The sequence below is a fragment of the Sphingomonas changbaiensis NBRC 104936 genome, assembly GCF_000974765.1.
GTDB classification, from domain to species: Bacteria; Pseudomonadota; Alphaproteobacteria; order Sphingomonadales; family Sphingomonadaceae; genus Sphingomonas_B; species Sphingomonas_B changbaiensis.
Genome location: NZ_BBWU01000025.1, coordinates 32,919 through 54,398, shown reverse-complemented (window position 1 = coordinate 54,398; position 21,480 = coordinate 32,919). Strand labels below are relative to the sequence as shown.

The window sequence follows — 21,480 nt, the reverse complement described above, 5'->3', positions numbered from 1 at the left end:
CGGCATGGCCGTGCCGCTGCCCCGCAAGATCATCCATATCGACATGGACGCCTTCTACGCCTCGGTCGAGCAGCGCGATGACCCGGCTCTGAAGGGGCGGCCGGTTGCGGTGGGAAGTGCGCAGGTGCGGGGCGTCGTCGCTGCGGCGAGTTATGAAGCGCGGAAATTCGGCGTGCGCTCGGCGATGCCATCCTCGACGGCGCTGCGGCGCTGCCCGGAACTGGTGTTCGTTTGGCCGCGCTTCGACGTCTATCGCGCCGTGTCCAACCAGATCCGCGCGATCCTGCTCGATTATACCGATCTGGTCGAGCCGCTGTCGCTCGACGAAGCCTATCTCGACGTGACCGAGGATCGCCGCGGGCTCGGCTCGGCACGAGCAACAGCCGAGGAAATCCGCGCCCGCATCCGCGATATCACCGGCCTGACCGCATCCGCGGGCGTTTCGTACAACAAATTCGTCGCCAAGCTCGCATCGGACCAGAATAAGCCCGACGGCATGTGCGTGATCCCGCCGCACAAGGGGCCGGACTTCGTCGCGGGACTGCCGGTCAGCCGGTTCCACGGGGTCGGCCCGGTCACGGCGGCGAAGATGGAGCGGCTGGGCATCCGCACCGGTGCGGACCTGCGCGCGTGCGATCTTGCCTTCCTTCAGCAGCATTTCCGCAGCAGCGCCGACTATCTGTACGGGGCCGCGCGCGGCGAGGATCATCGCCCGGTCTGCCCGGACCGGCCGCTCAAGTCGGTCGGGGCGGAGCGCACTTTCGATACCGATTTGAAAGGCGAGGGCGAGCTAAGGGAAGCGCTCGACAGGGTGGCCGATGCGGCGTGGATGCGGATCGAGCGGCACGGCGCGCGTGGCCGGACTCTGACGCTCAAGCTCCGCTATGCCGATTTCCGCACGATCACGCGCGCGCGGACGCTGGCCTCCGTCTTCGCCGAGCGGACGAGCTTTGGCGAGGAAGGGTGGGCGCTGCTGGCTGCGCTGATGCCGGTCGAGCAGGGGATCCGGTTGCTGGGCCTGACCTTGTCAGGACTGCAGGGTGAGGACGCGGAAGCGGAGCGCCAGCCGGCGCTGCCGCTGGGCTAGGCCTTTACGACGGCCCCTCGCGCACCTAATTTCCCCGCATGGCACTTCTTCCGATTATCGAGACGCCGGACCCGCGGCTGCGTCAGATTTCCACGCCGGTCGAGACGGTCGGCGCCGAACTCGACAAGCTGATCGACGACATGTTCGAGACGATGTACGCGGCGCCCGGCATCGGCCTCGCCGCGATTCAGGTCGGGGTGCCGAAGCGGCTGCTCGTGATCGACCTGCAGGAAGAGCAGGACCCAGAGGGCAAGCCGGTCAAGGACCCTAAGGTCTTCATCAACCCGGAAATCCTGGAAACCTCGGACGAGCTGCAGGTCTATAGCGAAGGCTGCCTGTCGATCCCGGACCAGTATGCCGATGTCGAACGGCCGGCCGTGATCCGCGCCCGCTGGCAGGAGCGCGACGGCACCGTGCGCGAAGAACAGCTCGAGGGGCTGCTGGCGGTCTGCCTCCAGCACGAAATGGATCACCTGGAAGGGATCCTGTTCATCGACCATCTGTCGCGCCTGAAGCGCGAGATGGTTCTGAAAAAGCTGATGAAGGCCCGTCAGAAGGCGGCTTGATCCATTTTCGCGCGAATGGCGGTTGTGGGGTGGATTAAGCCCCGCTAAGTTCCCTCTCTGTTCCGGGAGGGAAATGTGGACCCGTTGCTGATCGTTGCCGTGTTGGCCCTGGCTTTTGCCGGGTTTGCGCTCTTCTTTGCCTTCCGCCTCTCCGGCCAGCTTCGCTCAGCGGAGACGAAGCTGGCCGGCGCAGACGAGCGGGCTTCGCAGGGCGACCTTGTCCGTATGCAGCTGAGCGAAGTCCTGCGCGAACGGGATGGCGCGCGTGAGGAAGCGGCGGCGCTGCGGCCACTCGCCGAGCGCTGTCCAAAGCTGGAAGACGAGCTCGCCGCATTGCGCGCAGAAAAGGAAGCGCTCGCTGCTGCCAAGGCCGCTTATGAGCGCGGTGAGGCGGAGCGGGCGGATGCCTTCGACAAGCAATTGGCGCAGGTGAAGGAGCTCGAAGCGAAGCTTGAGGCGCGCTTCGGCGACCTGGCCGGCCAGGCGCTCAAGTCCGCGCACGATGATTTCCTAAAACGCGCGGCCGAGCAGTTCGTGCAAGAAGGTCAGAAGTCGGAGCTGAAGCTTAAGGCGCTGATCGAGCCGGTCGAGACGACGCTCAAGCGCTACGAGCAGAAGCTGAACGATGTCGAGAAGGAGCGCGTCGACCATTATGCCGGGCTGCGCGAAGTCGTGCAGCAGCTTCAGGTCAGCCATTTGGGCGTGAAGGAAGAAACCGCACGGCTGGTCAACGCGCTGCGGTCAAGCCCTAAGGCGCGCGGGCGGTGGGGCGAGCAGAGCCTCAAGAACGTGCTGCTGCAGGCCGGGCTCGCCGAGGGCATCGATTTCGAGATGGAAGTCTCGGTGAATACCGAGGAGGGGCGGCTGCGGCCCGACGTTGTCGTCAGCCTGCCGGGCGGACGCAAGCTGATCATCGACGCGAAATGTTCGCTGAATGCCTATCTGGACGCGTCCGAGCAGGTCGATGACGAGCAGCGCAAATCGCACCTGAAAGCGCACGCCGCCTCGATCCGGAATCATGCCCAGCAGCTCGGCTCGAAAGCCTATTGGGCCCAGTTCGGCGATGCGGCCGACTATGTCGTCATGTACATTCCCGGCGAACATTTCCTGACAGCCGCGCTGGAGCAGGACGACGGGCTGTGGGAGTGGGCGTTCGAGCGAAAGGTGCTGCTGGCCACCCCTACCAACCTCGTTGCGATTGCGCGCACCGTCGCGTCGGTCTGGCGGCAGGAAAAGCTGGCGGAGCAAGCGGCCGAGATCGCGGCGCTCGGCAAGGAATTGCACGCGCGGCTGGCCACGATGGGCGGCCATGTGGCGCGGCTCGGCCGCAATCTCGAGCTGGCGAACGGCGCCTATAACAGCTTCGTCGGCAGCCTGGAGAGCCAGGTGATGAGCCAGGCCAAGCGTTTCGAGGCGCTTGAGGTCTCCGGGGCCAAGGAGATCGAAGCGCTGCCGGTGATCGAATCGTCGCCGCGGCCGCTGACGAAACTGGTTACCGGCGCGTCAGAGGAGGCAGCATGAGTTGCCTTTCGGCAACAGAGGTGCGCTTCTCTGTGGATAAGCCTCCATTTACGAGAGGAAAGCTGTTTCCTTTTGGTGCGGACTGACCCAAATCAGGGTTCCTCAAAGGGAGGGAATCGAATGCTTGAACCGAAATCCGCCAAGCCGAAGCGCGCCAACAACGCGCTCAGCAAGCCCGTTCAGCCATCGGCCGATCTCGCCGCCATCGTGGGCTCGGCCCCGATCGCGCGCAGCGACGTCGTGTCCAAGGTGTGGGACCACATCAAGAAGAACAACCTCCAGAATCCCGCCAACAAGCGCGAGATCCTGGCCGACGACAAGCTGAAGAAGGTGTTCGGCGGCAAGGACAAGGTGTCGATGTTCGAGATGAACAAGCACCTGTCCAACCACCTGAAATAAGCCGGCCGGCCGCAAGGCCTGCCTGGTCAATAGCAAAGCCCGGCCGTTGTGCCGGGCTTTGTCGTTCCTGGGCCGAGAGGCAGGCGCGAGTCTCGATTTGGCACTGGCTGCCCTTCCGGCGACGGCCAAGTTCCCGCTTGGGATATGGTTGACAAGACGTTATTGTCCCCGAGTCGCAAAAGCTTTCAGTCGACCGAAGAAGTCGGCGTATGCTCCCTTATGGGAGCGCTCTTGTACGAAGGGGTGATGTTATGAGGATGTACCTGATTGCGGGCGCGGTGTCGCTCGCGGCCATTGCTGCGCCAGGCGCGGCAACGGTCGTTATCTCGAACGTCATGTCCAGCGCCGGCAGCCCGGCTACCGATCCGGGCTTTGCGTCGCTTGGCCAGACGCTGATCTACGATTTCGACACCGTTTCGCCGGCGGCCGGCGCGCTGACGGGCGATTATCAGATCGCAACTGCACCCGGCACGCCCGGCGTGAGCGCGGCCCCGTCCGGCACCGCAGCGGGCACCCACTATCTGACCGTGCCGATCGCCGCGTCGAGCGGCAACGCGACGCTCGATCTGGGGGGCGAGTTCAAGAACGTCAGCCTCTATTGGGGATCTGTCGACACCTACAACACGATCACGCTGTACCAGGCCGATGGCACGCACACCGACATCACGGGCAGCATGATCGGCTTCGGCGTCGACCCCAACGGAAACCAGACCAACAACAACAGCAACGTGCGCGTGAACTTCACGGCGCTCGGCCGCGGGATCACGTCGATCGGCTTCGACTCGACCCAATTCGCGTTCGAGACCGACACGTTCGCCGGCACGGCTGTTCCGGAACCCGCGACCTGGGCGATGATGCTCGGCGGTTTCGGCCTGCTCGGCTTCGCCGCCCGTCGCCGCTCGGCGGTCAAGGTGGTCGCAGCCTAAACCTTTCGCGACGCTCAAATGCGCCGTCGGCTTTTCGGAGCCGGCGGCGCATTTTTGTCAGGCGTTGCCTTTGGCGCCTTTCGTCGCTAGATGCGCCAACGCATTCCGTAGGCACGGTAACGCATAGGGCTCTCGGGGAGAGCCAACGCTGGTCGGCGAGGTTTCGCCCGCCGGCGTTTTTCGCGTTTCGCGGCCCGACGGATTTGGAGTGACGTGATGTTCGAGAGTCTGAGCGAAAGGCTGGGCGGCGTTTTCGACCGCCTTCGCGGCCGCGGCGCGCTGAGCGAGAGCGATGTGCGTGCGGCGATGCGCGAAGTCCGCATCGCGCTGCTCGAAGCGGACGTCGCACTGCCGGTGGTTCGCGATTTCGTCGATAAGGTCACCGAACAGGCGGTCGGCGCGCAGGTGCTGCGCTCGGTCACACCGGGCCAGCAAGTCGTCAAGATCGTCCATGACGCGCTAGTCGATATGCTGGGCGCCGATGCCAGCGCGCTCGAACTGGACGTCACGCCGCCCGCCATCGTGATGCTGGTCGGCCTCCAGGGCTCGGGCAAGACCACGACCACTGCCAAGCTCGCCAAGCGCCTGTCGGAGCGCGACCGCAAGAAAGTGCTGATGGCCTCGCTGGACGTGAACCGTCCGGCCGCACAGCAGCAGCTTGCGACCTTGGGCGAGCAGGTGAAGGTTGCGACCTTGCCGATCGTCCAGGGCCAGCCTCCGGTCGAGATTGCCCGGCGCGCGCTGAATGCCGCGAAGCTGCAGGGCTTTGACGTGCTGATGCTCGACACCGCCGGCCGGCTGCACGTCGACCAGGCGCTGATGGACGAGATGAAGGCCGTCGCGGATGTCGCGCGGCCGCAGGAAATCCTGCTCGTCGTCGACAGTCTGACCGGCCAGGACGCGGTGAACGTCGCGCAGAGCTTTTCGGCCCAGGTTCCGCTCACCGGCGTGATCCTGACCCGGATGGACGGCGATGCGCGCGGCGGCGCGGCGCTGTCGATGCGCGCGGTCACGCAAAAGCCGATCAAGTTCGCCGGCACCGGCGAAAAGATGGACGGCCTGGAAGCCTTCCATCCGCAGCGCGTCGCCGGCCGCATCCTCGGCATGGGCGACGTCGTCAGCCTGGTCGAGAAAGCGGCGGAAAGCATCCAGGTCGAGGATGCCGAGCGCATGGCCGCGAAAATGGCCAAGGGTCAGTTCGACATGAACGACCTGCGCGCCCAGCTCGCCCAGATGCGGCGGATGGGCGGACTCGGCGCGCTGGCTGGCATGATCCCGGGCATGAAGGCGGCCAAGCAAGCAATGGCTTCGGGTGCCGTCGACGAGAAGATACTGCTCCGCATGGATGCCATGATCGGATCGATGACGCCGAAGGAGCGCGCCAAGCCCGAACTGATCAACGCCAAGCGCAAGATTCGTGTCGCCAACGGCTCCGGCACCACCGTGCAGGACGTCAACAAGCTCCTGAAGATGCACCAGGAAATGGCGAATGCCATGAAGAAGATCAAGAAAATGGGGGGGCTGAAGGGCCTGGCCGCAATGTTCGGCAAGGGCGGCGCGGGCGCAGCGGGCTTGCCCGGCGGCATGGGCGACATGCTGAAGGGGCCTCCGGGCGGCATGCCCGGTCTTGGCGGAGCAATGCCGCCGATCCCCGGCAATCTCCCGCCCGGTTTCGAGAATTTCCTGAAGAAAAAGTGATTTAGACGAAAGGACTGAAGACTATGGCACTTTCCCTCCGGTTGTCGCGTGGCGGCTCCAAGAAGCGGCCCTATTACCGCATCGTCGTGGCGGACGCGCGTTCGCCCCGTGATGGCCGCTTCATCGAGAAGATCGGCACCTACAACCCGCTGCTGGCGAAGGATTCGCCGGAGCGCGTGAAGCTCGACGCGGACCGCGCCAAGCATTGGCTGAGCGTCGGCGCGCAGCCAACCGATCGCGTCCTTCGCTTCCTCGACGCCGCCGGCGTCAAGGAGCGCGCCGCGCGCAACAACCCGAAGAAGGCCGAGCCGGGTGAGAAGGCCAAGGAGCGCGCCGAGGAGCGTGCGACGAAGGCTGCCGAGGCGGCCGAAGCTGCTGCCGCGGCGAGCGCTGCTCCGGCTCCGGCTGAAGAGGACGCGACCAACGAGGGCGTGTCGAGCGAGCAGCCGGCCGAAGGCGATGCCGAAGCGCCGACCGGCGCTGACGAGCCGCAGTCGGCCGACCAGCCGGCGGAAGGCTGAGGCTCTTAGCGGGTAAAATGACCCATTCGTTTCGAGCGAAGTCGAGAAACGCGTGCTCCGGCGCGGCCGCTTCTCGACTGCGCTCGAAGCGAACGGAGTCTCTTATTCCGCTGTTTTGCGAATGAAGCGCGTCACTCTCGCCGCGATCACGGGCGCGCACGGGCTGAAGGGCGAGGTGCGCCTCAAGCTGTTCACCGACAGTGCCGACAGCCTGAAACATTACGCTAGTTTCGACGCCGACGGACGCACGCTGACGCTCGTGTCCGTCCGACAAGCCGGGGCAGGGGCGATCGCGCGGTTCAAGGAAGTCGCGGATCGCACCGCCGCCGAAGCGCTGCGCGGCGTGGCCCTGACCGTCCCGCGCGAGGCGCTGCCGCCGCTCGAAGACGGCGAATATTACCACGCGGACCTGATCGGTCTGCCGGTCGTCACCGAGGCAGGTGATTCGGTCGGCACCGTCGTCGCGGTCGAAAATTTCGGCGCCGGCGACGTGCTCGATATCCAAAAGCCGGACGGCAAGAGCTTCATGGCACCGATGCATGCCGTAGCGGTCGAACCCTCCGCCCTGGTCATCGACGCTCTCTTCGTTGTCTGACCCGCGTTGACAAGCGGCGCGGCGCTCCCGCACTGTTGCAGTGCACAATATGGGAGGTGCCGCGTGGTCGATCGGGTCGAGCGTTCCGGGCTGCAGGTCGCGCGCGTGCTGGCCGAGTTCGTCGAGCAACAGGCGCTGCCCGCCACCGGCCATGATCCGGAAAACTTCTGGGCCGGCGTTGCCGAAATCTTCGCCCGCTATGTGCCCGAAAACACCATGCTGCTCGCCAAGCGGGACGCGATCCAGGCACAGCTCGACGACTGGCACGAAACGCGACGCGGGCAGCCGATCGAGCAAGGCGAATACCAGGCATTCCTGCACAAGATCGGCTATCTCGCCCCCGAACCGGCGCCGTTCGCGGTCGGCACGGACAATGTGGATGACGAGATCGCGCGGACGGCGGGTCCGCAGTTGGTAGTCCCGTCGCTCAATGCCCGTTTCCTGCTGAACGCGGCGAACGCGCGCTGGGGCAGCCTCTATGACGCGCTCTACGGGACGGACGTGCTGCCCGGCAGCCCGAAACCGGGCGGTTATGATCCCGAGCGCGGCGCACAAGTCATCGCGCGGGCGCGCGCTTTTCTCGACGACACGCTGCCCGGTTGGGAGGCGGCGCTGGGTGGCGGCACGCACGAGCTGCTGGTCGGCCGTCGCGGGGAATCGCTGCTGTTCCGCCATAACGGGCTGCACATCGAGCTGCTGATCGACCGCAGCCACCCGATCGGCCGCGACGATCCGCATGGCCTGGCCGATGTGATCCTGGAAGCTGCGCTCACTACGATCGTCGATCTGGAGGACTCGGTCGCAGCGGTCGACGCCGACGATAAGGTCGCGGCCTATGCGAATTGGCTGGGCGTGCTGCGCGGGGACCTGGAGGAGACGTTCGAGAAGAACGGCCGTCCGATGACGCGCCGCCTCAATCCCGACCGGACTTATGACGTGCCGGACGGGACCAGCTTCACGCTCCCGGGCCGCAGCCTGTTGTTCGTGCGCAATGTCGGACATCTGATGACCACGCCCGCGGTGATCCTGCCCGACGGGACCGAAGCGCCCGAAGGCATTCTCGACGCGATCATGACCAGCCTGTGCGGGGTGCATGACCTGAAGGGACTTGGAAGGTTCCGCAACAGCCGCGCCGGCTCGATCTATATCGTGAAGCCCAAGATGCACGGGCCCGACGAAGCCGCTTTCACCAACCGGCTGTTCGATGCGGTCGAAGACCTGCTCGGGCTCGCGCGCCACACGATCAAGGTCGGCGTGATGGACGAGGAGCGGCGGACCTCCGCCAACCTGGCCGCCTGCATCCACGCCGTGCGCGATCGCATCGTCTTCATCAACACCGGCTTCCTCGATCGCACCGGCGACGAGATCCACACCTCGATGCAGGCCGGCCCGATGATCCCGAAAGGCGAGATGAAGGCCAGCGCCTGGATCAAAGCCTATGAGGACCGCAATGTCCGTATCGGCCTCGCCTGCGGCCTGTCGGGCAAGGCGCAGATCGGCAAGGGGATGTGGGCGGCGCCCGACAAGATGGCCGACATGCTGGAGCAGAAGATCGGCCATCCGAAAAGCGGGGCCAACACTGCCTGGGTGCCGAGCCCGACCGCGGCGACGCTCCACGCGCTCCACTATCACCAGGTGGACGTGTTCGCGGCGCAGGAGGCGCTGAGGGGCGAGGCGCCGCCGCCGCTCGACGCGCTGCTGACGCTCCCGCTCGCGCTCGGGCGCAATTGGACCGAGGAGGAAGTCCGGCGCGAGCTCGACAACAATGCCCAGGGCATTCTCGGCTATGTGGTGCGCTGGATCGATCAGGGCGTCGGCTGCTCGAAAGTACCCGACATCAACGATGTGGGCCTGATGGAAGATCGCGCAACCCTGCGCATTTCCAGCCAGGCGATCGCGAACTGGCTGCTCCACGGCGTCTGCACGGCGGAGCAGGTCGATGCGGCGCTGCTTCGGATGGCGGCAAAGGTCGACGCGCAGAATGCGGGCGATCCGGCCTATGTGCCGATGGCGCCCGACCCGGAGGGAAGCCGCGCTTTCCAGGCCGCACGCGCGCTGGTGTTCGAAGGCCTCGTCCAGCCCAACGGCTATACCGAGCCGTTGCTGCACAGGTTCCGGGCCGAGGTGAAGGGACGTCATTAGCCGTCATTCCCGCGTTCGGGGGAATGACGATTGGGGGAGGCGGGCGTGAACGACTGGACGCACGGCTACAATATCGAGCAGGGCTATACCTATGGCGTCTATCGCGAGCTGGCGCCGGACTGGATCGACGTGTGTGCGATGCTCGCGGGCTTCGTCGCGCCGTCGGAGGCAGGGCAGGGGCGGCTGCGCTACCTGGAGCTGGGCTGCGGCCAGGGCTTCGGACTCGCGCTGATCGCATCGGCTTATCCCGACATCGAGTTTGTCGGCGTCGATTTCAGTCCCGAGCACATCGCCCACGCCCGCGGTCTCGCCCGCGCGGCCGGGCTCGACAATGTACGCTTCGTCGAGGCCGATTTTCTCGACCTGGCGCGGGCGTGGCCGCCCGAACTCGGCCGCTTCGACTATGCGGTGCTGCACGGCATCTACAGCTGGGTTCCGGCCGACCTTCGCCATGCGATCGTCGGCTGTCTGGGCGAAGCGCTCGTCTCCGGCGGCCTCGCCTATGTCTCTTACAACTCCATGCCGGGCTGGGCCGTGATGCAGCCGTTCCAGCACGTCGCCGCGCGGTTGCAGGCCCGGTCGGCGCTGCCGGGCGCGCAGGTGCTGAACCAGGCGGTGTCGCTGTTCCAGCGGCTGAGATCGGGCAATGCTGCATTGTTCGAGGCGCTTCCCGGCCTTGGCGGCCGGCTCGACGGACTGAAGGAACTCAGTTCGGCCTATCTGGTGCAGGAATATCTGCACGAGAATTGGCATCCGCTCTGGTTCAGCGAGGTGGCCGACGAAATGCGCGGGGCGAAGCTCGACTTCGTCGCCTCGGCGACCCTTCCCGAAAACCTGCTGCCGGCGATGCTGCCCGAGCCGGTCCGCGCGGTCATCACCGAGATTGCCGATCCGCTCGCGCAGGCCGACGTGATCGATTGCGCGATCAACCAGAGCTTCCGCCGCGACTTGCTGGCGCGGGGGCGCAGGCGGCGTTTTTCGGCCGCGCCCGGCGCCGCCGATCTGCTGGTCGAAGCGCTTGCCCGTCCCGCCGGCGCGACCGTCGCGATCAAGACCAGCTTTGGCGAGTTCACGCTGAAGGACCAGATCTACGGGCCGGTGTTCGACGCGCTCGAAAGCGGGCCGAAGCGGATTTCGGACCTGCTCGCGCGGCAAGGCGGCCAGTCCAATGTCCTGCAGGGCTTGATCCTGCTCGCGCATGGCGGGCATCTCGCAATCCTGAAGGAAGGACACCGGGATTTCGCTCCGGGCCAGCGGTTCAACCAGGCTTGCGCGGCAGCAGTGTTGACCGGCGCGCCCTACAATCATGTCGCTGCGCCGGCGATCGGCTCCGCGCTCGCGCTGCGCGATGTCGACCTGATGCTCCTCGCGCTCCGCGGTCAGGGCACGGCGCAGAACGAGCTCGCGCCGAAATTGCTCGAATCGCTGGGGCGGCTTGGGCGCAAGCTGCTGCGCGACGGCAAGCCGGTCGATGGCGACGAGGCGCAGCGGCTTGCCGACGAACTGATCGACGAGGTGGTCGCGAACCGCCTGCCGGTCTGGCAAAGGCTGGGTGTGGTTCCATAAACACTGGAACCTCGGGTCGAATTTCCTTAGCGGAGCGCAGATGGGTGTTGGGCGTACCGGATTGGGACGGATCGCGGCGTTGGCGCTCGCCGGTGCGTCGACGCTCGTTTGCGCCCAGACCTATGGACCGGCGGCCGATCCTGCGACTGCGGCACATGGTCCGTCGGTCGTCCCGGCCGGCGTCGCCCCGGAGCTTGCGGCCATCACCGAGCGTGCGATCGACGCGAACCCGGCGATGCGCGCCGCGCGGTTGAACACGCATGCCGCCGCTGTCGATGTAAGCGCAGCGAGATGGCAGCGGGCACCGAGCGTTTCGGTGGGCGCCTTTGCCTTTGCCGGCGGCAGCCAGATCGTGCGCGGCCAGAACGTCACCGCGAATCTGACCGTCGACCAGCCGATCTACGCCGGTGGCCAGATCGCAGGCGGGATCGAGCGCGCCAAGGCGTCGGTGCGCCAGAGCGAGGCAGTGACCGACGAGACCGCGCAGGACATCGCGTTGCGCGTGACCAACGCCTATTTCGATTACCTGCTTGCGACCCGCCGCATCCAGGCGCTCGAGCAGGGGCTGACGGAGCATCGCGCCCTGGTCGGCTCGATCGAACGGCGAGTCGAGCAGGAAGTCAGCCCTCAAGTCGACCTCGAGCTCGCCCGCTCGCGCACCGCGCAGCTGATGGAGCAGCAGACGACCGCGAATGCGCAGTCGGCCTCCAGCCTTGAGCAATTGCGCGTGCTGCTGAACGATCCTGGCTTCACGCCCGCGGCGCCGCCGCGATACGATCCGGCCGTGTATTATCCGAGCGACGCTCAGGCGGTCGAGGAAGCGACCACCTGCTCGCCGACCCGCCGGCGGCTGCAAGCAGCAGCGCTGGTCGCGCGTGCCGACCAGAAGCTCGCCACCTCTCAATATCTGCCGCGGCTGTCGGCGCAGTTCTCCAGCAACGAGGTCACCGGCGAGCGGGTCGGCCTTTCGCTCACTCAATCGCTCAATGGCGGTCTGGCGCCGATCGAGTCCGCGCGGGCCGCGCGCAGCCGGCGCCAGGCGGCCGAGGTGCAAGTCGGGGCGGCCGCGCAGGACGTGCAGACGCAGCTTGCCGCGGATTTCGCCGAGAACCGTGCTGCCGGCGCGCGTGTGGAAAGCAGTCACACGGCCGCAGCCGCCGCGCGCGGCGTCACCGATTCTTACCAGCGCCTGTTCGTCGTCGGCCGCCGCAGCTGGCTCGACGTGATGAACGCGGCGCTTGAATCCATCCAGGCCGACCTGGCGGTGCAGGACGCCGAAGTGAGCGCAATGGCTTCGGCCGCGCGCATTCAGCTTCGCACCTGCCGCTGGCAGCCCGAACCGCAGGTCAGCCGCCCATGAGTGCACCGCTTCCCGTACTGATTGAGCGCATTGCCCACGAGCGTGGCGCGGACCTTCCGCCCGATTGGATGGGGGCGCCGCTCGATCCGGCCACGCTGGGCGGTGAAGACGGCCTTGCGATCCTCGCCGGAAACGCCGGCTGGGACATGCCGCGTCGCGTGAGCGGCCGCGCGCGCGCCAATCGCTTTCCGCTGCTCGCCTTTTCGCCGGAGCTGGGCTGGCTGGTCGCCGAGCAGATCGAGGGCCATGCCCGCTTGCGCGTCTGGGACGGGACAGCGCACTCGATCCCGCTGAATCCCGAGATCGTGCTTTATGACGTGACCCTGCCGGAAGGCGCCGTCGCACGAACGCATAACTCGGCTTTCGACGTGTTCTGGCGGGCGCTGCTGGCCCGCAAGGACGTGCTGGTCGCGGCGACGGTGGCGACGATCGTCGCGAATATCATCACGCTCGCGACCTCGCTCTATTCGATGCAGATTTACGACCGCGTGATTCCTCGCGCCGGCTATTCGACGCTCTGGGTGCTGACGGTCGGCGTGATCGTCGCGCTGATGATCGATTTCTCGCTGCGCACAACGCGCTCGCTGATGATCGAGCGCGAATCCGCGCGGATCGATCACGACGTCTCCGAATATTTCTTCGCGCGCGCGCAGGCGGTGCGGCTCGATGCCCGGACCGGCGGCGTCGGCACGATGGCCGCGCAATTGCGCGGACTCGAACAGGTCCGGGCGATGATGTCGTCGGGCTCGCTGTTCCTGCTCGCGGACCTACCGTTCGCACTGTTTTTCGTGCTGGTGATTTTCGGCTTGGGCGGAGTGCTGGCGCTGGTGCCGCTGATCAGCCTTCCGATCGCGCTCGGCGTCGCGTGGGGGCTTGCCCGGATGATCCGCAAGGACACCGACCGCGCCCAGATCAGCGGCAATCTGAAGAACGGCCTGCTGGTCGAATCGATCGACGCGGCGGAAACCATCAAGGCCAATCGCGGCGGGTGGCAGCTGCTTGCACGCTGGAACCGCCTGATCGAGGAAATTCACGCATCGGAAGACCCGGTCAAGCGCTGGACCTCGACCGCGGGATCGATCTTCTCGACGCTGCAACAGGTCGCCTATGTCGCGCTGATTGCGTTCGGCGCGATCGAAGTGACGCACGGCAAGATGACGATGGGCGCGCTGATCGCCTGCGCGATCATTGCCGGCCGGGTCAACGGGCCGCTGGTCAGCCAGTTGCCCAGCCTGATCGTGCAATGGGGCTATTCACGGTCCTCGCTCCGCATGCTCGACAATATCCTGGCCCTGCCCGCCGACGAAGACCCGGACGTGCAGGGACTGCGGCCAAGCGCGCTGTCCGGCAGCCTCAAGCTGGAAGGCGTGCGCTTCTCCTATCCGGGCGCGCGCGAGGGCATCGATGTTGCGCAGCTGGAGATTCGGGAAGGCGAGCGCGTTGCGATCGTCGGCGGGATCGGCTCCGGCAAGACGACGCTGCTGCGGCTGCTGGCCGGTCTCTATCGCGCCCAGGCCGGGCGGGTGATGATCGGCAGCCTCGATTCCGCCCAGATCGCACCTGACATCCTGCGCCAGCACATCGGCTATCTGGCGCAGGACTATCGGCTGGTGAACGGCACGCTGCGCGAGAACCTGCTGCTGGGCTTGTCCAATCCGGGCGACGACGCGGTGATGCAGGCGGTCGGGCAGAGCGGGCTGATGCAACTGGTCAGCAGCCATCCGCGCGGGCTGGACCTGCCGATCTTCGAAGGCGGCCGGGGACTTTCGGGCGGCCAGCGGACGCTGGTCGGGCTCACGCGGCTGCTGCTCGCGAAACCGTCGGTGCTGCTGCTCGATGAGCCGACCGCCAATCTCGACGATCAGGTCGAAGGTCAGGCCCTGGGCGCGATCGCAAGCCAGCTCGGGCCATCGAACACCCTGGTCGTCGTCACGCACAAGCTGCGGCTGCTGTCGCTGGTCAATCGCGTGATCGTAATGACGAACGGCAAGGTGGTGCTGGACGGGGCGACCGCGGATGTCGTCAAGGCATTGCAGGCGCCGCCCGTGCGGCCCAAGGTCGAGGCAGGCGCATGACCCGGACCCGCAGCTCCCTTGTCGTCATCGCGCTGGCGACGCTTGCGGTGGTCGGCTTCCTCGTCTGGTCTGCCTGGGCGGAGCTGGACCAGATCACGCGCGCGCGCGGCCAAGTCATCCCGACCGGCCGCGTGCAGAGCGTCCAGGCCGCGACCGAAGGCACCGTCAATGCGATCCTGGTCAAGGAAGGGGACGAAGTAGCCAAGAACCAGCTGCTGGTCACCCTCGACAAGGTCAGCGTGGGCGCGGCGGTCGAGGAAGGGAAGGCGCGCGTCGCCGCCCTCAAGGCGACGATGGCCCGGATCGAGGCGGAACTGTTCAACAGGCCGCTCGCCTTCCCGCCCGAAGTGCTTGCATTTCCGGAGCTGGCCAACAACCAGCGGATGCTGCTCCAGTCGCGACGGGCCGCGCTCAATGCCGACATTTCGGCACTCGGCTCGCAATTGGCGCTGGCCCGGCAGGAGCTCAATCTCAATCGGCCGCTGGTCAAGTCCGGCGATATCGCCCGGGCGGAGCTGTTGCGGCTGCAGCGCAGCGTGTCCGACCTGTCGGGGCAGATCGCGAGCCGCCGGAGCCGGTATCTGGAGGATCTGCAGGCCGAATATGCGAAGACACAGGAAGAGCTGACCACGGCCGAGCAGGCGCTGACCCAGCGTGCCGACCAGCTCGCCAATGCCGAGCTACGCGCGCCGGTGGCGGGCGTGGTCAGCAATCTTCGCATCTCGACCGTCGGCGCCGTGCTGCGGCCCGGCGACGAGGTAATGCAGATCATCCCCGCCGGCGCGCGGCTGATCGTGGAGGCGCATCTGTCGCCGTCCGAGATCGCCTTTATCCACCCGGGCCAGGAGGCATCGCTGAAGTTCGATGCCTATGATTCGTCGATCTATGGCAGCGCGAAGGGCAAGGTGATCTTCGTCAGCCCCGACACCACCACGGTCGCCAAGCCCGATGGATCGGGGCAGGAAAGCTATTACCGTGTCCAGCTGGCCGTCGACACCAGCAGCATGCACCCCAAAACCGAAGGCGAGCGGATCACGATCCAGCCGGGCATGACCGCGACGGCAGAGATCAAGACCGGCCGCACGACCGTGTTCCGCTACCTCACCAAACCGATCCTGAAAACCGCGTCGGAATCGATGGGCGAGCGCTGACGCCGATTTCATCGAAGCTTAATGATATTTCGCCAAAGGAACGATGTGCGCCGCCCTGTTCCCAATGCAAGTTCAACGGGTTCGGGGACGCATGTTCGGACTTGTGTTCCAAGCTGGAACGGTTTTAGTCTTGTCTTGCCTGCGGAGAAATGCCAAAGGCGGCATGCGGACCATGATTAAAAAAGGGAGTGTCCTGATGAGTTTCCGTAAAGCAGCGACGTCGATCGTCGCGGCGATGACGATGATGGCTCTGCCGTCGATGGCGGCGGCGCAGACCGCTTCCGCTTCGAAATTGTCGGTTATCTCGTCGAAGCGCGCGAGCGCCGATTCGAAGGGCGACAAACTTGCCGGTGGCAGCCTGATCATCGCCGTCCTCGCGGCCGCTGCGGTCGTCGGGGGTATCATCGCCGCGGCTGACAGCGGCAGCAATAACCCGACCAGCGCGTAAGGGCTTGGAATTTCGGGGAAGAGGGCGGCTTTGGCCGCCCTTTTTTTTGGATCAGCCTTGCTTGGCAAATCGGTTCAGGGCCTTTAGAGCCCATCCCGGAAATCAAGTGGATCCCCCTTTGTCCTTCATGGTGAAATCGGCGACGTCGGTTTGCGTCGCTATACTCTTATCCTCCTGCGCTACCGGTCCCCTTCTGGAGTCGCGCCCGAGCCTGGTCGTTCTACCCGGCACCGAACTTCCGCCGCCCACCAACGTTCAGCTGGCGGGCGGCGCGCGCCCGTCGATCCTCGGGCCGGGCGACAAGTTGATCATCGACGTCTTCGGCATCGAAGAGCTGAGTAAAAAGAAGCTCCAGGTGGACGCGGGCGGCGCTATTTCGTTTCCGCTCGTCGGCTCTGTCGAAGTTGCCGGCAAGTCGCCGGCCGAAGCGGCGCAGATCATAGAAAGCGGTTTGGCCCGGTACGTTCGAGATCCCCACGTGGCAGTCAATCTGGAAGAGACGAACAGTCAGGTTGTGACTGTGGAAGGGGAGGTCAAGGAGCCTGGGCGGTATCCGGTGCTTGGTCATCTTACTCTGCTGGGCGCGGTCGCTTCGGCGAAGGGAACGACCGAGTTCTCGAGACTCAGTCAGGTGATCGTCTATCGTACCGTCGGAAATCAGCAGCTGGCGGCACTCTACGATCTGAAGGCAATTCGCACCGGGCGCTATGAGGACCCGGACATCTATGCGAACGATATAGTGGTTGTCGGTGAGTCGCAGGCGCGGCGCGTTTTCAAAGACGTGCTGCAGGCTGTTCCGCTCGTGACCACGCCAATCGTCGCTGCTATCACCTACAGGCGCTGATAAGCGGCAGCTTATCGAAGGAAATGTGAATGAACGACCTTTCTATAGGTCGGGATGTGGGTAGCGCGGCTCGAATTGCGGCCGTTCAACCATTCCGGCCCGATGCTCCGGCCAAGGATGCCGGGGGAGATCGAATCCCGCTGCTGACGCGCTACTTGCGCATTATCCTTCGCTGGCGCTGGGTTATTCTGGGCATCATCGCGGCGACGCTTGTCGTCGGCCTTGTCGCCACTCTGCTGATGACGCCGTATTATCGTGCGACGGTGCGTGTCGAAATCGCGCGTGAATCCAACAAGGTCGTGAATATCCAGGGCGTTTCTCCGGAATCCAGCCCGGTCGATCTCGAGTTTTTTCAAACCCAATATGGCCTGTTAAAGTCCCGGTCGCTCGCGGAAAAGGTCGCCCGACAGCTGAACCTGGCTGACAATCGTCAGTTTTTCACCATGTTCGGGGAGGAGCGCGCATACGAGCAGGCCAATAACAGCCGCGACTCTCGTGTGGTTCGCCCGACGCGACTGCGCAAGGCGGGCGAAATTCTGCTCGAGCATGTTGATATTGCGCCGATCCGCGGTTCCAGTCTCGTTGACGTGGATTTCACCAGCCCGGATCCGGTGCTCTCGCAGCAGATCGCCAATGCGTGGGCGGAAAATTTCATCCGGGTGAATCTTGAGCGTCGGTTCGACGCGAGCAGCTACGCGCGCCGGTTCCTGGAGCAACGGCTTGAGCAATTGCGGACAAAGCTCGAGGAGTCGGAACGTAACCTCGTAGCCTATGCGGGACGGCAGCGGATCATCAATCTCCCCGCGCAAGGGGGTGCAACCGGCAGCGCGTCGGCCGAGCGCTCGCTCGTTGCCGACGATTTGGCTTCGCTGAACCTAGAGCTGGCCAAGGCCACTGCTGATCGAGTGCGCGCGCAAAGCCAGCTCACCCGAACCCAGAACGGCGGCGCGACTGATCAAGGGCTGGAAAATCTCGCCATTTCGGGAATCCGCCAAAAGCGGGCCGAACTTGCGGGCGAATATTCGCGCATGTTGTCTCAATTCAAACCCGATTATCCGCCCGCGGTTGCGATCGCTTCTCAAATTCGAGACCTTGACCGCAGCATTGCCCGAGAGGAATCGCGGGTCGGCCAGACGCTTCGTACGAATTATGAGGCAAGTGTCGCGCGTGAAAGCGCATTGCAGGACCAGGTCGCGAAGCTCGAGGGCAAGCTGCTCGATCTGAAGCGGCGCAGTATCCAGTACAATATCTATCAGCGCGACGTGGATACCAATCGACAACTCTATGACGGGCTGCTGCAGCGCTACAAGGAAATCGGCGTCGCTGCCGGCGTCGGTACTAACAATATCGCGATCGTCGACCGGGCCGAAGTTCCGGAGCGTCCGGCCAGTCCGCGCCTCGTCCTGAACCTCGCAGTGGCGCTCCTTGCCGGCCTTGCGATGGCGGGTGGAACGGCTTTCGCACTGGAGCATATCGACGAAACGATCACCAATCCGGGCGATGTCGCAGACGAGCTAGACCTGCCGCTGCTGGGCACCATCCCCCGCCTGGCAGGGGGCGAAGATCCCATGCAGACGCTCCAGGATCGCAAGTCGGCGCTCGTGGATGCCTATCTGGCGGTGCAAACATATCTCGAGCTGTCGACCGAGCATGGCGTGCCGGCGAGCCTCTCGGTTGCGTCCACGCGGCCTGCCGAAGGTAAGTCCACGACGGCCTATGCGGTAGCTCTCCTGCTCGCCCGCGGGCACAAACGCGTGCTGCTCATTGACGGTGATATGCGGTCGCCTTCGGTTCACAGCATCATCGGCATTCGCAACACGGCCGGGTTGAGCAACTATCTTGCCGGGTCGGATGATTATCGTCCGAATATCCACGCGACTGCCAATGACGGTTTGTTCGCGATGAGCGCGGGCCCGACTCCGCCCAACGCTGCGGAGTTGTTGGGCGGCGGGCGGCTGCAGAGTCTGCTGGACGTCCTGTCAAAGGAATTCGACCACGTCGTCATCGACTCTCCGCCTGTGATGGGACTTGCAGACGCACTTTTGATCGCCAGCAGGGTCGACGGTACCGTTTTTGCTGTTGAGTCGCATGGGATCAGGGCGGGCCTGGTACGTGTCGCGATCGACCGCCTGCGGGGCGCCCATGCCCGCTTGCTGGGCGTCGTACTAACCAAGTTCGAGGCTAATCGCGCCCATTTTGGCTACGGATACGATTATGGCTACGGCTATGGTCGGGAGCGACCCGAAGCTCTGGCCGAATAGTACATGGCGGGGTTTGCAATGCGAAAGGACAGCGGGGCGGTTGCCCGAGTGGTGGGAGCCTCCCTGTTTCTGGTGTTGGGCCTCTGGTTAGTGCTTGCGGTCGGGGTGGCAGGCGTGTTGCGAGACGTACAACCCCGGCTCGCTTTGACATGGGCTCCCTGGGACGCGCGCGCCAAGGCCAAGATGGCAGAGGGCGTGATGGCGGGGAAACGCGATGGCGCGTCCCTGACGCGCGCGCGGTCTTTGTCGGAATCGGCTTTGGCCCGGGACCCGATGAGCATCGTCGCGCTTCGTAACATCGGGCTTATCGATGGTCTTACCGGCCATATCGCGGAAGCTCGAAGGACGCTTACGCTGGCGAACAAGTTGTCCAAGCGCGATCTGGGTGTTCACCTGTGGCTGATCGAGGACGCGGTCAGCCGCAACAATATCGACCAGGCGCTGCTGCAGTATGACGAGGCGCTCAGAACATCGTCGTCAGCCCGTGACCTGCTCATTCCGATCTTGGTCAAAGCGACCGATGATCCGGCTATTTCGGAACCTCTTCGACGCTTCGTGGCGCGACGCCCGTCCTGGGCCCCGGATTTCTTTTCGAGGCTTGCGGATAATGGTCCCTCGTCAGCTCCGATATCTGCCTTCGCGCAGAGCTGGGGTGCGTATCGGGAACGCGACAATTGGGGCGTGGTTCAAAAGCTGATCAATCGGCTTTACCGAGACCGGCGCTTCGGTGAGGCGCACGGGTTGTTTTTGGCGACGGTCGGGATCCCGCCTGCGCGAGCGCCTTTGGTTTACAACGGCGATTTCGAAACGACACCCTATTTTTCGCCTTTCGACTGGCAGCTCATCAACGATGAGGTCAGCAATGCCAGCATCGATCGAATGGAAGGGCACGGGGCTCTATTTAGCACGATTCAGGGCAGCCGCGCGAATGCAGCGACGATTACCTTAGTGCTTTCCCCAGGGTCCTATGCGATCACCTCGACTGCTCGTTCTCTCGACTCTTCCCAGGGCGCGAACGGCCGCTGGCTAATCCGCTGCGAGGATGCTGTGCGGGACGAGTTGGTTTCGGCCCCGTTTGAGAGTTCCAACCTGTCCGGTGATCTTGGTGCGTCTGCTCGCTTCAAGGTGCCGCCGCAAGGATGCAGGGCTCAGACTCTCGTCCTTGAACGAAGCACCGCGAATGGCAGTGAGGATCCAGGGCTGGCCGTCAAGGCCGTCTCGATCCGCCGACTTGGATCATAGCGGCGTTCATCGCTTCGTAGCAGGCAAGCATCTCGTCGACGCACTTGCCCCATTCATAGTGCGCCTGGACGTGGTCGCGACCGGCGCGGCCCATTCTGGCCCGGAGATCCTTATCGTCGACCAGCCGGCTAATTGCATCGGCTAAAGCAGCGGGGTCTTCCCGTGGGACGATAAGCCCGGTCGTGCCGTCTTGCACCACTTCCGGGAGACCACCTGCATCCGAGACGATCACTGGTACGCCGCACGCGCTCGCCTCGATGACGGCGACGCCGAAGCTTTCGCTGTCCAGTCGGCTTGCGGCCACGTAAATGTCGAATGTTCCAAGCGTGCGCGGAACTTCGCTGTGCGGCACAAATCCGCTGAACTCGACCTGGTGATCGATGTCCAGGTCGCGGGCGAGCCGCTGATAGGTCTCCAGATACTCTCCACGTCCGACAATCCTGAGCTGCAGACCTGCCTTGTGAAGGTCGGGCCGTATCCGGCTCAGCAGCGCGAATGCTTCGATCAGCGTGTCGATCCCGTATTTTGGGTGAAGCGTCTTGACCGTGCCGATCACGATCTTGCCGGCGACGGGCCGAGGTTCTGGGACGAAGAGAGTGGTGTCGACGCCGAATGGCACCACACGGATCGGCCTGCCCACGCCAAGAGCGCGCGTCTGTCGCGCCATGACTTCGCTTGTCGAACTTATCAGCCGAGCTCGCTGGAGGATCGCGCGCACCAGCCAGCGATGAATTGGGGACCGTTCGGGCACGTCATAGACATCAGCTCCCCAGACGGACATCATCACCGGCTCCACGCCGGACAGGAGCGCGGTCAATCCATAGCCGCCGACATAATGAACATGCAGGAAATCTGCGCCGCTTGAGGTGAAGGCGCGGCGGACCGCAGCCGCGTTTCGCGCATAGCCGAGCATGCCGGCATATGGCAGAAGATGGACCTCCACCTTCTCGCCGGCCAGTTCCGGCGCCGGGGGGTGTTGCGAGAAAAGACTGACCCGTACGCCCCGACGCGCAATTGCTGTTGCCCAGCGGACAGTGTGGATATTGGCAGCGCTGGCCAGCATCGCGACGTTCATGCG

The 21,480-nt window shown here is 64.8% G+C and carries 18 protein-coding genes; 17 read left to right on the top strand and 1 reads right to left on the bottom strand.

Annotated elements, in window-relative coordinates:
* The first annotated feature begins 4 nt into the window (after positions 1-4).
* The 17 genes from dinB to SCH01S_RS06045 all read left to right on the top strand — a co-directional run bounded on the left by dinB (position 5) and on the right by SCH01S_RS06045 (position 20,402).
* On the top strand, positions 5-1,087 hold the full coding sequence (gene dinB, locus SCH01S_RS06125; RefSeq protein ID WP_046347901.1) for a DNA polymerase IV: 1,083 nt from the start codon (positions 5-7) through the stop codon (positions 1,085-1,087).
* A gap of 38 nt (positions 1,088-1,125) precedes the next feature.
* Positions 1,126-1,653, top strand: coding sequence for a peptide deformylase (def, locus tag SCH01S_RS06120; RefSeq protein WP_046347900.1), 528 nt, complete (start codon positions 1,126-1,128; stop codon positions 1,651-1,653).
* Between the two features lie 75 nt (positions 1,654-1,728).
* A complete protein-coding gene (locus SCH01S_RS06115) occupies positions 1,729-3,174 on the top strand; it encodes a DNA recombination protein RmuC (protein WP_046347899.1) in 1,446 nt (481 codons plus the stop codon).
* 120 nt (positions 3,175-3,294) lie between these two features.
* Positions 3,295-3,573 (top strand): SWIB/MDM2 domain-containing protein, encoded by a 279-nt coding sequence (locus SCH01S_RS06110; protein ID WP_046347898.1) that lies wholly within the window; start codon positions 3,295-3,297, stop codon positions 3,571-3,573.
* A 251-nt stretch (positions 3,574-3,824) separates the two neighbouring features.
* Entirely contained in the window at positions 3,825-4,499 is a 675-nt protein-coding gene (locus tag SCH01S_RS17085; RefSeq protein ID WP_169746363.1) for an Npun_F0296 family exosortase-dependent surface protein, read from the top strand.
* A gap of 216 nt (positions 4,500-4,715) precedes the next feature.
* Complete coding sequence (gene ffh / locus SCH01S_RS06100) at positions 4,716-6,197, top strand: signal recognition particle protein (protein WP_046347897.1); 1,482 nt, start codon at positions 4,716-4,718, stop codon at positions 6,195-6,197.
* Between the two features lie 23 nt (positions 6,198-6,220).
* Complete coding sequence (gene rpsP, locus SCH01S_RS06095) at positions 6,221-6,718, top strand: 30S ribosomal protein S16 (RefSeq protein ID WP_046347896.1); 498 nt, start codon at positions 6,221-6,223, stop codon at positions 6,716-6,718.
* A gap of 121 nt (positions 6,719-6,839) precedes the next feature.
* Positions 6,840-7,313 (top strand): ribosome maturation factor RimM, encoded by a 474-nt coding sequence (gene rimM / locus SCH01S_RS06090; protein ID WP_046347895.1) that lies wholly within the window; start codon positions 6,840-6,842, stop codon positions 7,311-7,313.
* 63 nt (positions 7,314-7,376) lie between these two features.
* On the top strand, positions 7,377-9,455 hold the full coding sequence (locus SCH01S_RS06085) for a malate synthase G (protein ID WP_046347894.1): 2,079 nt from the start codon (positions 7,377-7,379) through the stop codon (positions 9,453-9,455).
* Between the two features lie 45 nt (positions 9,456-9,500).
* Positions 9,501-11,021, top strand: coding sequence for a methyltransferase regulatory domain-containing protein (locus SCH01S_RS06080; protein ID WP_046347893.1), 1,521 nt, complete (start codon positions 9,501-9,503; stop codon positions 11,019-11,021).
* Between the two features lie 40 nt (positions 11,022-11,061).
* On the top strand, positions 11,062-12,381 hold the full coding sequence (locus SCH01S_RS06075; RefSeq protein WP_084689418.1) for a TolC family protein: 1,320 nt from the start codon (positions 11,062-11,064) through the stop codon (positions 12,379-12,381).
* Positions 12,378-14,456: an ATP-binding cassette domain-containing protein gene (locus SCH01S_RS06070; RefSeq protein ID WP_084689417.1), complete on the top strand. Its 2,079-nt coding sequence runs from the start codon at positions 12,378-12,380 to the stop codon at positions 14,454-14,456. Before SCH01S_RS06075 ends, SCH01S_RS06070 begins: the two co-directional genes overlap by 4 nt.
* Entirely contained in the window at positions 14,453-15,607 is a 1,155-nt protein-coding gene (locus tag SCH01S_RS06065; protein WP_046347891.1) for an HlyD family type I secretion periplasmic adaptor subunit, read from the top strand. Before SCH01S_RS06070 ends, SCH01S_RS06065 begins: the two co-directional genes overlap by 4 nt.
* Positions 15,608-15,770: 163 nt before the next feature.
* On the top strand, positions 15,771-16,055 hold the full coding sequence (locus SCH01S_RS06060) for a hypothetical protein (RefSeq protein ID WP_245612169.1): 285 nt from the start codon (positions 15,771-15,773) through the stop codon (positions 16,053-16,055).
* A gap of 127 nt (positions 16,056-16,182) precedes the next feature.
* Positions 16,183-16,899, top strand: coding sequence for a polysaccharide biosynthesis/export family protein (locus tag SCH01S_RS06055; RefSeq protein ID WP_046347959.1), 717 nt, complete (start codon positions 16,183-16,185; stop codon positions 16,897-16,899).
* Between the two features lie 29 nt (positions 16,900-16,928).
* Complete coding sequence (locus SCH01S_RS06050) at positions 16,929-19,160, top strand: GumC family protein (protein WP_084689416.1); 2,232 nt, start codon at positions 16,929-16,931, stop codon at positions 19,158-19,160.
* Positions 19,161-19,208: 48 nt separating this feature from the next.
* Entirely contained in the window at positions 19,209-20,402 is a 1,194-nt protein-coding gene (locus SCH01S_RS06045) for a tetratricopeptide repeat protein (protein WP_169746362.1), read from the top strand.
* On the opposite strand, the gene SCH01S_RS06040 is transcribed toward SCH01S_RS06045, so the two are convergent.
* Positions 20,368-21,477: a glycosyltransferase gene (locus SCH01S_RS06040; RefSeq protein ID WP_046347888.1), complete on the bottom strand. Its 1,110-nt coding sequence runs from the start codon at positions 21,475-21,477 to the stop codon at positions 20,368-20,370. The two genes, SCH01S_RS06045 and SCH01S_RS06040, sit on opposite strands and share 35 nt — an antisense overlap.
* Positions 21,478-21,480 lie beyond the last annotated feature (3 nt).

Coding starts and splice junctions, on each gene's coding strand:
- SCH01S_RS06110 (WP_046347898.1), top strand. CDS start 3,295: ATGCTTGAACCGAAATCCGCCAAGCCGAAGCGCGCCAACAACGCGCTC.
- SCH01S_RS06040 (WP_046347888.1), bottom strand. CDS start 21,477: ATGAACGTCGCGATGCTGGCCAGCGCTGCCAATATCCACACTGTCCGC.
- SCH01S_RS06060 (WP_245612169.1), top strand. CDS start 15,771: ATGCGGACCATGATTAAAAAAGGGAGTGTCCTGATGAGTTTCCGTAAA.
- rpsP (WP_046347896.1), top strand. CDS start 6,221: ATGGCACTTTCCCTCCGGTTGTCGCGTGGCGGCTCCAAGAAGCGGCCC.
- SCH01S_RS06050 (WP_084689416.1), top strand. CDS start 16,929: ATGAACGACCTTTCTATAGGTCGGGATGTGGGTAGCGCGGCTCGAATT.
- SCH01S_RS06075 (WP_084689418.1), top strand. CDS start 11,062: ATGGGTGTTGGGCGTACCGGATTGGGACGGATCGCGGCGTTGGCGCTC.
- def (WP_046347900.1), top strand. CDS start 1,126: ATGGCACTTCTTCCGATTATCGAGACGCCGGACCCGCGGCTGCGTCAG.
- ffh (WP_046347897.1), top strand. CDS start 4,716: ATGTTCGAGAGTCTGAGCGAAAGGCTGGGCGGCGTTTTCGACCGCCTT.
- SCH01S_RS06065 (WP_046347891.1), top strand. CDS start 14,453: ATGACCCGGACCCGCAGCTCCCTTGTCGTCATCGCGCTGGCGACGCTT.
- SCH01S_RS06055 (WP_046347959.1), top strand. CDS start 16,183: ATGGTGAAATCGGCGACGTCGGTTTGCGTCGCTATACTCTTATCCTCC.
- SCH01S_RS06070 (WP_084689417.1), top strand. CDS start 12,378: ATGAGTGCACCGCTTCCCGTACTGATTGAGCGCATTGCCCACGAGCGT.
- SCH01S_RS17085 (WP_169746363.1), top strand. CDS start 3,825: ATGAGGATGTACCTGATTGCGGGCGCGGTGTCGCTCGCGGCCATTGCT.
- rimM (WP_046347895.1), top strand. CDS start 6,840: ATGAAGCGCGTCACTCTCGCCGCGATCACGGGCGCGCACGGGCTGAAG.
- dinB (WP_046347901.1), top strand. CDS start 5: ATGGCCGTGCCGCTGCCCCGCAAGATCATCCATATCGACATGGACGCC.